General features: G+C 43.0%; 8 protein-coding genes, 3 rRNA genes and 1 other RNA gene. 1 reads left to right on the top strand and 11 read right to left on the bottom strand.

What is annotated here, in order from left to right; all coding sequences use genetic code 11:
• Window positions 1-41 precede the first annotated feature (41 nt).
• The 3 genes from GJE18_RS00865 to GJE18_RS00855 form a co-directional block, all read right to left on the bottom strand.
• The gene (locus GJE18_RS00865) at window positions 42-371 is read right to left on the bottom strand and encodes a cyclic-di-AMP receptor (protein WP_037568119.1); all 330 of its coding nucleotides are present in this window, start codon (window positions 369-371) and stop codon (window positions 42-44) included.
• Window positions 372-518: 147 nt separating this feature from the next.
• The gene (tmk, locus tag GJE18_RS00860) at window positions 519-1133 is read right to left on the bottom strand and encodes a dTMP kinase (RefSeq protein WP_060552289.1); all 615 of its coding nucleotides are present in this window, start codon (window positions 1131-1133) and stop codon (window positions 519-521) included.
• Window position 1134: 1 nt separating this feature from the next.
• Window positions 1135-2475 (bottom strand): Orn/Lys/Arg family decarboxylase, encoded by a 1341-nt coding sequence (locus GJE18_RS00855; RefSeq protein WP_060552288.1) that lies wholly within the window; start codon window positions 2473-2475, stop codon window positions 1135-1137.
• Window positions 2476-2614: 139 nt separating this feature from the next.
• Here GJE18_RS00855 and GJE18_RS00850 point away from each other — a divergent pair, with 139 nt between their 5' ends.
• The gene (locus GJE18_RS00850) at window positions 2615-2806 is read left to right on the top strand and encodes a hypothetical protein (RefSeq protein WP_037568125.1); all 192 of its coding nucleotides are present in this window, start codon (window positions 2615-2617) and stop codon (window positions 2804-2806) included.
• 76 nt (window positions 2807-2882) lie between these two features.
• Here GJE18_RS00850 and rrf read toward each other — a convergent pair.
• The 8 genes from rrf to ffs all read right to left on the bottom strand — a co-directional run bounded on the left by rrf (window position 2883) and on the right by ffs (window position 12223).
• Window positions 2883-2997 (bottom strand): 5S ribosomal RNA (gene rrf / locus GJE18_RS00845).
• A 244-nt stretch (window positions 2998-3241) separates the two neighbouring features.
• Window positions 3242-6168, bottom strand: a 23S ribosomal RNA gene (locus GJE18_RS00840).
• A 381-nt stretch (window positions 6169-6549) separates the two neighbouring features.
• Window positions 6550-8101: ribosomal RNA gene (locus GJE18_RS00835) — 16S ribosomal RNA — on the bottom strand.
• The 16S, 23S and 5S rRNA genes sit together here, the layout of an rRNA operon.
• A 405-nt stretch (window positions 8102-8506) precedes the next feature.
• Window positions 8507-9103: a recombination mediator RecR gene (gene recR, locus GJE18_RS00830; RefSeq protein ID WP_037564912.1), complete on the bottom strand. Its 597-nt coding sequence runs from the start codon at window positions 9101-9103 to the stop codon at window positions 8507-8509.
• A 1-nt stretch (window position 9104) separates the two neighbouring features.
• Window positions 9105-9425 (bottom strand): YbaB/EbfC family nucleoid-associated protein, encoded by a 321-nt coding sequence (locus GJE18_RS00825; protein WP_037564914.1) that lies wholly within the window; start codon window positions 9423-9425, stop codon window positions 9105-9107.
• A gap of 97 nt (window positions 9426-9522) precedes the next feature.
• Complete coding sequence (gene dnaX / locus GJE18_RS00820) at window positions 9523-11205, bottom strand: DNA polymerase III subunit gamma/tau (protein ID WP_107368821.1); 1683 nt, start codon at window positions 11203-11205, stop codon at window positions 9523-9525.
• A 65-nt stretch (window positions 11206-11270) separates the two neighbouring features.
• The gene (locus tag GJE18_RS00815) at window positions 11271-11795 is read right to left on the bottom strand and encodes a GNAT family N-acetyltransferase (RefSeq protein WP_060552286.1); all 525 of its coding nucleotides are present in this window, start codon (window positions 11793-11795) and stop codon (window positions 11271-11273) included.
• A gap of 158 nt (window positions 11796-11953) precedes the next feature.
• Window positions 11954-12223, bottom strand: an RNA gene (gene ffs, locus GJE18_RS00810) — signal recognition particle sRNA large type.
• Between the last annotated feature and the right edge of the window lie 19 nt (window positions 12224-12242).

Genomic DNA, 12242 nt, shown 5'->3' with positions numbered 1-12242 from the left:
CCTTAAAGACCCGCATACGCCGCCACAACCTTCGTTATCATCTAAAATTGGTGAAACGATTCGACTGGCATTACAAAAACGGTTGCCCCGCCTACTTCTACTTCAACTGGGTAAGGAATGTACGAATCCGCACTGCCACCCATCGGTGTAATTGGAGAAACCAATTGCTCGCGGTTTCCACATGTTTGACTAATCACTTCGAGTATATCGTCTACACGATCATCATCCACACCACTTAAGAATGTTGTGTTCCCTGCGCGTAAAAAACCACCTGTTGAAGCGAGTTTTGTTGCTCTAAAATTATTTTCGACGAGTCGGTCAGAGAGTTCTTGACTGTCTTGGTCTTGAACAATTGCAATTATCATTTTCATAGTCTCATGCACCTCTTGAACAATATTATATCATATGTCACGTCAACACTCATGGATGAATCACAAAATTCAAATGGATGTGTTCATTACATTATAAACTATTTTTTACACTTAAAACATGATGTATCTTGTTTTGTATTGAATGACTTACTGTGCTAAACGTTGCTTAATAACCATTAACACATCTTGGATTACAGCATCAATTGACTGCGTCGCATCAATCACTTCATAACGTTTTGGATGACTTTGAATCAATTGTTGATACCCATCGATTACACGTGCATGAAATGCTTTATCTTCTTTATCAAGACGATTTTGAGCACGCTGATTTTGCATAATACGCGCTTGCCCCACTTCTGCAGGAATATCTAAATATAACGTTAAATCAGGCGCATGACCTTCTATCGCAAAATCATTAATTGTTTGAATCGCTTCCACCCCAATTTTACGCGCATAGCCTTGATAAGCAAGTGAGCTGTCTATAAAACGATCGCAAATCACCGTAATGCCTTTATCGAGCGCAGGTAACACTTTTTCTACAAGATGTTCACGACGGGCTGCTGCAAACAATAATGCCTCAGTACGTGGATCCATCGCATCTCCTTCTAATAAAATGTTACGTATGGCTTCTGCTGTTTTAACCCCGCCTGGTTCACGCGTAGCAATCACATCATAATCTTTCGAAAGTTGCTCCACCACTGCTTTTAAAACGGTTGTTTTCCCAGAGCCTTCAGGTCCTTCTATCGTAATAAATAATGCCATGTTAGTCATCCTTCACTTTAATTTTACCTTCACTAAGTCCTTCTACACGAAGCCCTCTTTTATGCCAATAGTCTATTAATTTTATCATAGATGCGTTCATTTTTTCTCCCTTTAATAAAGTAGGGATACCTGGAGGATATACAATGAGATGTTGGGCTAAAATTGCACCTTCAGCATCAAGATAATGGACATCACGCACCCGGTCAAATACGTCAGGCATATAGACACCCTCTTCTTTATATAGCACATTTGGCATCAACCTCTGATTATTGATGCTATGGGGCAAATTCAGTTGACGAATACGGTGCAATAACGCATTCATAGGAAATGTATCCCCCTCGTGCCATAGTGGCAATATCCATAACACATGTTTCTCATCTGCAAGTTCTACATAAATATGCTCAGCTTCCATCAGTTGTTGAAGTTCATAGCCCGATAATGCAGGGTGATGAATCAACAATTTTAATGGATCATCCACTTGTGTGAGGCTTAAATGCTTTTCCTGTAGCGCTTGAATCACTTTTGTACGATGTTCAAAAAAGTAGTCGCTTTGATAAGATTGATAAAAACCGTTTGCTGATTCTAAACTCGCCATCAATAAATAGGATGGACTTGAAGATTGAAAAGTTTGTAAGAGATGTGTCACAATGTCACGTTGCGGTGCTTTTTTATGGATATACAATACCGAACTCATCGTTAAACTTGGTAACGTTTTATGAAAAGACTGCACCACATAATCTGCACCATAGTTTAAAGCAGAATTGGGAAATCCTTGAATATCAAAATGCGCCCCATGAGCCTCATCTACGAGTACGGGAATATGATGTTGATGAAAGTGTTGTATCGTAGATTGGATGTCGAACGTTTGGCCATAATAATTGGGATACGTGAGAACAGCTAATTTTCCACAGTATAAATGAGAGGGAGACAATATTGGTTTTACATATTGAAGTGTATCATTGTCGACCTCAGTTGGTAAAATACTGGCACGTTGATGACCTAAATCTAGCGCATTAAAGACAGATTTATGAACATTGCGCGCCATAATAACGTCACCTGGCACATTGCAAAACGCATGTATGACCGACAAAATACCACTCGTCGTTCCATTAACGAGATAAAATGCATCGTAATCCTCATGACGTTGAATCATCTGCATACTTTCTTTTAAAACACCTTCCGCATGATGCAAATCGTCAAAACCTGTAATTTCAGTGATATCATGTTTCCCATTTACATATGACAAATCACCGATGGTTGCGTTCTTATGTCCAGGTACATGCATCGAAATCGGTGCTGTTTTCGACCATGTTTCTAGTTGTTTATTCAAAGGTCCTTTCATCAAAATTCTCCTTTTCCCTCATTTTAAATTAATCCTATCACGCTTTTGTTCGCTTGCCTATGCATGAATGTTCGACAATTAAGTGAATATACTTCAAAAACACGTACATACGTTCTATAATACAACTGAGGTGAAAAACATGGACATACATTTAGATTGGAATAAAGATTTCCAAGAATTTCAAGACATTCTAAATTCAGGTATTCATCCCAAATGGTTATATGCTGCAACAACGAATTTAATTTTAGAACCTGCTTATACAGGCCAAGGAAAACAATTCTTTTATACAAAAGATATTATAAAAGCAAGTGAACGTATGCCGTTTTTTTGAGCCACTCACTTGCTATCAAGATTTACAGCTAGATAAACGAAGAACCCCAAGTACAATTTGTACTTGGGGTTCGTTTGCTTGGCAACGTCCTACTCTCGCGGAACGTAAGTCCGACTACCATCGGCGCTAAAGAGCTTAACTTCTGTGTTCGGCATGGGAACAGGTGTGGCCTCTTTGCTATTGTCACCAAACAATGTTTTACTTCGTGGCAAACGTTCGCATTCGTCTTCATCGCTACGTCATCACTCAGTTGTTTACGGTAAGTAAACGCCTTCGTTCTTCCTTGCGATTCATAGACTTCAAACGTTTTCACTTCGTAAAATACGATATGTGACAAACGTTCGCATTCGAACATGTCACTTCGTAAAATGAATGATTATACATTCAAAACTAGATAGTAAGTATTATTTCACAAGCATCACCTTATGAACTAAATTGATTAAGTCTTCGATCGATTAGTATTCGTCAGCTCCACGTATCGCTACGCTTCCACCTCGAACCTATTAACCTCATCATCTTTGAGGGATCTTATAACCGAAGTTGGGAAATCTCATCTTGAGGGGGGCTTCATGCTTAGATGCTTTCAGCACTTATCCCGTCCATACATAGCTACCCAGCTATGCCGTTGGCACGACAACTGGTACACCAGAGGTATGTCCATCCCGGTCCTCTCGTACTAAGGACAGCTCCTCTCAAATTTCCTACGCCCACGACGGATAGGGACCGAACTGTCTCACGACGTTCTGAACCCAGCTCGCGTACCGCTTTAATGGGCGAACAGCCCAACCCTTGGGACCGACTACAGCCCCAGGATGCGATGAGCCGACATCGAGGTGCCAAACCTCCCCGTCGATGTGAACTCTTGGGGGAGATAAGCCTGTTATCCCCGGGGTAGCTTTTATCCGTTGAGCGATGGCCCTTCCATGCGGAACCACCGGATCACTAAGTCCGTCTTTCGACCCTGCTCGACTTGTAGGTCTCGCAGTCAAGCTCCCTTATGCCTTTACACTCTATGAATGATTTCCAACCATTCTGAGGGAACCTTTGAGCGCCTCCGTTACTCTTTAGGAGGCGACCGCCCCAGTCAAACTGCCCGCCTGACACTGTCTCCCAACTCGATAAGAGTTGCGGGTTAGAAATCCAATACAATTAGGGTAGTATCCCACCAATGCCTCCACGTAAGCTAGCGCTCACGCTTCTAAGGCTCCTACCTATCCTGTACAAACTGTACCGAATTTCAATATCAGGCTACAGTAAAGCTCCACGGGGTCTTTCCGTCCTGTCGCGGGTAACCGGCATCTTCACCGGTACTATGATTTCACCGAGTCTCTCGTTGAGACAGTGCCCAAATCGTTACGCCTTTCGTGCGGGTCGGAACTTACCCGACAAGGAATTTCGCTACCTTAGGACCGTTATAGTTACGGCCGCCGTTTACTGGGGCTTCGATTCGTAGCTTCGCTAATGCTAACCACTCCTCTTAACCTTCCAGCACCGGGCAGGCGTCAGCCCCTATACGTCACCTTACGGTTTAGCAGAGACCTGTGTTTTTGATAAACAGTCGCTTGGGCCTATTCACTGCGGCTCTTCGAAGCGTGAACCTCAAAGAGCACCCCTTCTCCCGAAGTTACGGGGTCATTTTGCCGAGTTCCTTAACGAGAGTTCGCTCGCTCACCTTAGAATTCTCATCTTGACTACCTGTGTCGGTTTGCGGTACGGGCACCAATCTTCTAGCTAGAGGCTTTTCTTGGCAGTGTGAAATCAACGACTCGAAGAAAACATGTTTCTTCTCCCCATCACAGCTTGACCTTAATGAGTGCCGGATTTGCCTAACACTCAGTCTCACTGCTTAGACGTGCACTCCAACAGCACGCTTCGCCTATCCTACTGCGTCCCCCCATCGCTTAAAACGAATCATGGTGGTACAGGAATATCAACCTGTTATCCATCGCCTACGCCTGTCGGCCTCAGCTTAGGACCCGACTAACCCAGAGCGGACGAGCCTTCCTCTGGAAACCTTAGTCAATCGGTGGACGGGATTCTCACCCGTCTTTCGCTACTCACACCGGCATTCTCACTTCTAAGCGCTCCACATGTCCTTGCGATCATGCTTCAACGCCCTTAGAACGCTCTCCTACCATTGTCCTAAAGGACAATCCACAGCTTCGGTAATATGTTTAGCCCCGGTACATTTTCGGCGCAGTGTCACTCGACTAGTGAGCTATTACGCACTCTTTAAATGATGGCTGCTTCTAAGCCAACATCCTAGTTGTCTGGGCAACGCCACATCCTTTTCCACTTAACATATATTTTGGGACCTTAGCTGGTGGTCTGGGCTGTTTCCCTTTCGAACACGGACCTTATCACCCATGTTCTGACTCCCAAGTTAAATTATTTGGCATTCGGAGTTTGTCTGAATTCGGTAACCCGAGAGGGGCCCCTCGTCCAAACAGTGCTCTACCTCCAATAATCATCACTTGAGGCTAGCCCTAAAGCTATTTCGGAGAGAACCAGCTATCTCCAAGTTCGATTGGAATTTCTCCGCTACCCTCAGTTCATCCGCTCACTTTTCAACGTAAGTCGGTTCGGTCCTCCATTCAGTGTTACCTGAACTTCAACCTGACCAAGGGTAGATCACCTGGTTTCGGGTCTACGACCAAATACTCATTCGCCCTATTCAGACTCGCTTTCGCTACGGCTCCACATTTTCTGCTTAACCTTGCATCAGATCGTAACTCGCCGGTTCATTCTACAAAAGGCACGCCATCACCCATTAACGGGCTCTGACTACTTGTAAGCACACGGTTTCAAGTTCTCTTTCACTCCCCTTCCGGGGTACTTTTCACCTTTCCCTCACGGTACTGGTTCACTATCGGTCACTAGAGAGTATTTAGCCTTGGGAGATGGTCCTCCCAGATTCCGACGGAATTTCACGTGCTCCGCCGTACTCAGGATCCACTCAGGAGGGTATACGTTTTCGACTACAGGATTATTACCTTCTATGATTAACCTTTCCAGGTTATTCGTCTAACGTATTCCTTTGTAACTCCGTACAGAGTGTCCTACAACCCCAACAAGCAAGCTTGTTGGTTTGGGCTCTTCCCGTTTCGCTCGCCGCTACTCAGGGAATCGATTTTTCTTTCTCTTCCTCCGGGTACTAAGATGTTTCAGTTCTCCGGGTCTACCTTCTCACATGCTATGTATTCACATGCGGATAACACGACATAACTCGTGCTGGGTTCCCCCATTCGGAAATCTCTGGATCACAGCTTACTTACAGCTCCCCAAAGCATATCGTCGTTAGTAACGTCCTTCATCGGCTTCTAGTGCCAAGGCATCCACCGTGCGCCCTTAATAACTTAATCTAAACGTGTTGATAAGCGTTCGCATTCTGCTTCATCACGGCACAAATCGCTCAGTTACTTACAAAAGTAAGCGCCTTCGCTCTTGTTTGTGATTCATAGACTGACAAACGCTTTCAATTCACGTTTATCGTATCTATAACATATGCACTACTTACCATCCACCAGTTATTAATTATTGTGAGTCGTCTGTCGACGACTAGCGATAATTTTTTGTTTCAAGCTTTTCGCTTGTCACTCGGTTTTGCTTGGTAAAATCTATACTTACTTATCTAGTTTTCAATGTACAATGTTGAATCCTCAAAAATGAGCATTCAAAACTGAATACAATATGTCTCCGTTATTCCTTATCGCCTTAGGCGATATTCCGTATATTATCCTTAGAAAGGAGGTGATCCAGCCGCACCTTCCGATACGGCTACCTTGTTACGACTTCACCCCAATCATTTGTCCCACCTTCGACGGCTAGCTCCAAAATGGTTACTCCACCGGCTTCGGGTGTTACAAACTCTCGTGGTGTGACGGGCGGTGTGTACAAGACCCGGGAACGTATTCACCGTAGCATGCTGATCTACGATTACTAGCGATTCCAGCTTCATGTAGTCGAGTTGCAGACTACAATCCGAACTGAGAACAACTTTATGGGATTTGCTTGACCTCGCGGTTTCGCTGCCCTTTGTATTGTCCATTGTAGCACGTGTGTAGCCCAAATCATAAGGGGCATGATGATTTGACGTCATCCCCACCTTCCTCCGGTTTGTCACCGGCAGTCAACTTAGAGTGCCCAACTTAATGATGGCAACTAAGCTTAAGGGTTGCGCTCGTTGCGGGACTTAACCCAACATCTCACGACACGAGCTGACGACAACCATGCACCACCTGTCATTTTGTCCTCCGAAGAGGAAAACTCTATCTCTAGAGCGGTCAAAAGATGTCAAGATTTGGTAAGGTTCTTCGCGTTGCTTCGAATTAAACCACATGCTCCACCGCTTGTGCGGGTCCCCGTCAATTCCTTTGAGTTTCAGTCTTGCGACCGTACTCCCCAGGCGGAGTGCTTAATGCGTTAGCTGCAGCACTAAGGGGCGGAAACCCCCTAACACTTAGCACTCATCGTTTACGGCGTGGACTACCAGGGTATCTAATCCTGTTTGATCCCCACGCTTTCGCACCTCAGCGTCAGTTACAGACCAGAAAGCCGCCTTCGCCACTGGTGTTCCTCCATATCTCTGCGCATTTCACCGCTACACATGGAATTCCACTTTCCTCTTCTGCACTCAAGTTTTCCAGTTTCCAATGACCCTCCACGGTTGAGCCGTGGGCTTTCACATCAGACTTAAAAAACCGCCTACGCGCGCTTTACGCCCAATAATTCCGGATAACGCTTGCCACCTACGTATTACCGCGGCTGCTGGCACGTAGTTAGCCGTGGCTTTCTGGTTAGGTACCGTCAAGATGTGCACAGTTACTTACACATATGTTCTTCCCTAACAACAGAGCTTTACGATCCGAAGACCTTCATCACTCACGCGGCGTTGCTCCGTCAGGCTTTCGCCCATTGCGGAAGATTCCCTACTGCTGCCTCCCGTAGGAGTCTGGACCGTGTCTCAGTTCCAGTGTGGCCGATCACCCTCTCAGGTCGGCTACGTATCGTCGCCTTGGTAAGCCGTTACCTTACCAACTAGCTAATACGGCGCGGGTCCATCTATAAGTGACAGCAAGACCGTCTTTCACTGTTGAACCATGCGGTTCAACATGTTATCCGGCATTAGCCCCGGTTTCCCGGAGTTATTCCAGTCTTATAGGTAGGTTACCCACGTGTTACTCACCCGTCCGCCGCTAACGTCAAAGGAGCAAGCTCCTCGTCAGTTCGCTCGACTTGCATGTATTAGGCACGCCGCCAGCGTTCATCCTGAGCCAGGATCAAACTCTCCATAAAAGAAGTAAGCTTGATATAGCTCGTTGATTGGTTAAGCCAATCACTCTTGAAAGTACGTTACGTACTCAAATTATTGGAATTAACGTTGACATATTGTCATTCAGTTTTCAATGTTCATACGTCGTTTTCTTTCGACTCGACAAGAATTAATTATACACACTTTCGATTCTCAAGTCAACAACTTTTTGAAATTATTTTTTCGTTGTGTTTCGCAATCACTTTTGTGCCGCTCAACAAGATATAACTATACAGGCATTTATCATTATGCACAACGCTAAAAATTACACTCTATACAGCTTTTTGAAAACAAAACGCCTGTTTTACAACATTTAATCAAGAAAATAACTGATATCTTCGCTCAAAACTTGGAAAATATCAGTTATTTGTATCAAGGTGGATGTCTGTCTACATTTCAGTCCTACCAGAGATGGCTTTCGATAATGTAACTTCATCCGCATATTCTAAGTCGCCACCTACAGAAAGACCTTGTGCCAATCGTGTGACACGAATGCCTAAAGGTTTTACCAACCTAGAAATATACATCGATGTAGATTCACCTTCTAAGTTTGGATTCATCGCTAAAATCAATTCTTCTACTTCTTCGTCTTTTAAGCGATCAATGAGCGCTGGGATGTTAATATCTTCTGGCCCAATACCATCCATCGGCGAAATGGTACCATGTAATACGTGATACAACCCTTTATATTCCTTCATTTTTTCCATTGCGATGACATCTTTATCATCTTCTACTACACAAATAATAGAACGATCTCGTTGTTTGTCTTCACAAATATAGCACGGGTCTTGTTCTGTGATATGCCCACACGTACTACAATAAGTCAGTTCACGTTTAACATCCACAAGTGCTTTGGCAAATTGTACGACGTCATCTTCTTTCATATCTAATACATGAAAAGCCAGACGTTGCGCCGTTTTCGGGCCAATGCCTGGCAATTTCATGAAACTGTCAATCAGTTTAGAAATAGGTGCTGGATAATGCATCTTACATCATTCCAGGAATGTTAAGACCTTTAGTATGCTTGCCTAAACGTTCTGCAGTTAAATCATCCGCTTTAGACATCGCTTCATTTGTAGCAGCTAACACTAAGTCTTGTAACATTTCTACATCTTCAGGATCTACAACTTCTTCGTTGATTTGTACATCTACAACTTCTTTATGACCAGATACGATGACTTTCACCATACCGCCGCCAGCAGTACCTTCTACTTTTTCTTCTTTTAATTTTTCTTGTTCATCTGCCATTTTCTTTTGCATTTTTTGCATTTGTTTCATCATTTGTTGCATATTTCCGCCACCGCGCATATTCATCTTCCTCCTAAAAATAATTCTTCATTCATATAATAGATGGGCGTTACCCCTTTAGATTCGTTTACAATTATACATACCTTTCAGACGATTGTCATGTTTCGTCTTCGATAACATGTACAGTGTCTTCTCCAAACAAGTCTTTCGCTTTTTGGACGACATTATCTTGTTGTTGAGGTGTCGTTTGTTGTGTTTTGCCATGTTTACGCTGGTCTATATAGTCACTTCGCACTTGCATCCATTTATCAGCTGGAACACCCACAACTTCGACTGATTTATTAATAATGTCACGAACGACATTTTCAATACTTTCTTTCTTTTCATTATCTCTTTTTAAAATTTCACAATGAATTTCATCTTCAAATTTCACAAGTACTTTATCTTCACTTGCCGCTACAGGTTCTGAATTTTGCAATAAGCTCACCAATGACTTTTGATCGCGATCTTTTGCATATTGAATCACATCTGCCCAACGCTCTTTAATACGGGCAATATCTTCTTTATTCGCTTTATCCAATACTTTTGCAATTTGTTCCACAGAATATGTAGAACCCCCACCACGACGTTTCGTTTGTTTAGGCTTAGGTGGTGCGCTTTGACCTGTAATCCCTTGAGATTTCAATGTACGTAATTCAGACTCTAATGCTTCCATACGTCTGACCATCGCATCATTACTTTCTGAAGGTGCATGATTGACGACAACGTCACCTGTTTGGGCTACTTCTTTAATCATTTCAGATAACTTTACAAGCAATACTTCAAAATGCACATTTTGATTGACGCTGAACCGTATCGATACGAGCGTATCATTAATAATATCAATCATTTTATATAAAATTTCTAAGTCGTATTGAACGAGCGCATCAAACGTTGGCGTTTCACCTGTCGTTTTAATCATAATCGTATCGCGCACGAAGTAAATCATATCGTTAATGAGGCGATTGACTTCTTTACCTTCACTGACAAAACTGTGATACCGTTCAAATGCGGCATGGACATCACCTTGTACCACATCTTGAAATAGTGCGTTTAAGTCTGATTCATCCAAACTTCCCGTCACATCTAATGCGTCTTTAAGTGTTAAACGGTCATCACCAAAAGCAATAGCTTGGTCCATAATACTTAACGCATCACGCATACCCCCTTCTGATACTTTCGCAATAAACGCTAATGCGTCTTGATCATAAGCAATGCTTTGTGATTCGGCAACATATTGCAAGCGTTCGACAATGCTGTCAGTATTAATGGCTTTAAAATCAAAGCGCTGTGCACGCGAAATGATTGTAGGGGGTATTTTGTGAGGTTCAGTCGTTGCCAAAATAAAAATGGCGTGTGCTGGTGGTTCTTCTAACGTTTTTAATAGCGCGTTAAATGCGCCTGTTGTCAGCATATGAACCTCGTCGATAATGTACACTTTATACTTAGACTGACTTGGTGCGTATTTAACTTTATCACGGATGTTACGAATCTCATCGACACCATTATTACTCGCTGCATCGATTTCTATAACGTCTGAATTCGTCCCTTGTGTAATACTTACACAGCTCGCGCATTCATTACACGGTTCACCGTCTGAACGCGTCTCACAATTCATCGCTTTTGCGAATATTTTAGCGATACTCGTCTTACCAGTGCCCCTTGGCCCGCTAAAAATATACGCATGTGATTGTTTCTCTTTAGCGATGGCATTTTTCAATGTTTTTGTGACATGCGTTTGACCGACAACATCTTCAAAACTTTGTGGTCTAAACATTCGGTACAATGCTTGATAATTCACTATGGCACCTCCGTTTTTACAATAGTCTCATTATAGCATGTCTACTTTAAATTGTATGTGTTAACTCAATCAAAATCAGATGAAACATACGCAATTTCTCCATGGGGCGGACTTTCAAGCGTATCCCATAAAAATTTTACGAATGTTTGCGTTTGTAACGCATGATTTGCATGTGTAATGCTGTGTTGGGAGGCCAGTTCATATCCTAACGGCTCAAAATATGCTTGTTGACCGACGACAATCATCGTTGTATATTCTAGCGCTTGTGCACGTTCCTCTAATGCACGAACGAGCGCTTTCCCTAATCCCATCTGTCGATATGAAGTTTTTACAGATAGGGAAGCTAACATTAACGCATGATACGCCTCTTGTTCACTTTTGATGTGTATCGGTGTACATAAGGCATGACCGATAATATCACCTGCTTCATCCTTCGCGATTACTTCAAGTTCATAATGATACTCAGGGGCCAATCGTAATTGTTGTATACGTTCATAAGCGTTAGCGTCCACGTCTTGATACGCGTCTTGAATCATTTCAAGCGAAGGTTCATAGTCATTTTCTGTTAATGTACTTATATATACAGACATTTCATCGCTCCTTTCTTTACATACAATAATTACGCACATTATATCAAAATTACGTATGCCATACGTTGATAAACTGTGAAAACGACAAGATAAAAAAAGAACTCCTCATATCGAGAAGTTCTTGTACTCTATAAATGTTATTGATTTGCATATAAAAACCGTGCACCTTCGCGTTGTATATGCATCATAAACGTTACCAAAGTCGATAGCTAAATCTCGGCTACCCCACGGCACATATGAGAATCCACTTAATGCTGCTTCCGTCAGGACCTGACATGGTTCATGGGTTCATATTGCATGGGACCGAAATCTTCAAACACCTCGTGCTTTGGGCAGACTTCACAAATACACATCCGCAACAAAGGAATTCAGCCTCGCATAAAGCGGTTTTCGAGAATAGGGAACCGCTACCTCCCCGCTTAGCACGGTAAAATTAATATTACTATA

Origin of the sequence: Staphylococcus agnetis (assembly GCF_011466855.1) — a bacterium.
GTDB lineage: Bacteria > Bacillota > Bacilli > Staphylococcales > Staphylococcaceae > Staphylococcus > Staphylococcus agnetis.
Note: the sequence above shows the minus strand (reverse complement) of the source record. Positions and strands in the feature narration are given on the sequence as shown.

What these genes read in the sequence shown, in the direction of transcription:
- GJE18_RS00865 (WP_037568119.1), bottom strand. Translation starts at nt 371, where the DNA reads ATGAAAATGATAATTGCAATTGTTCAAGACCAAGACAGTCAAGAACTC.
- tmk (WP_060552289.1), bottom strand. Translation starts at nt 1,133, where the DNA reads ATGGCATTATTTATTACGATAGAAGGACCTGAAGGCTCTGGGAAAACA.
- GJE18_RS00855 (WP_060552288.1), bottom strand. Translation starts at nt 2,475, where the DNA reads ATGAAAGGACCTTTGAATAAACAACTAGAAACATGGTCGAAAACAGCA.
- GJE18_RS00850 (WP_037568125.1), top strand. Translation starts at nt 2,615, where the DNA reads ATGGACATACATTTAGATTGGAATAAAGATTTCCAAGAATTTCAAGAC.
- recR (WP_037564912.1), bottom strand. Translation starts at nt 9,103, where the DNA reads ATGCATTATCCAGCACCTATTTCTAAACTGATTGACAGTTTCATGAAA.
- GJE18_RS00825 (WP_037564914.1), bottom strand. Translation starts at nt 9,425, where the DNA reads ATGCGCGGTGGCGGAAATATGCAACAAATGATGAAACAAATGCAAAAA.
- GJE18_RS00815 (WP_060552286.1), bottom strand. Translation starts at nt 11,795, where the DNA reads ATGTCTGTATATATAAGTACATTAACAGAAAATGACTATGAACCTTCG.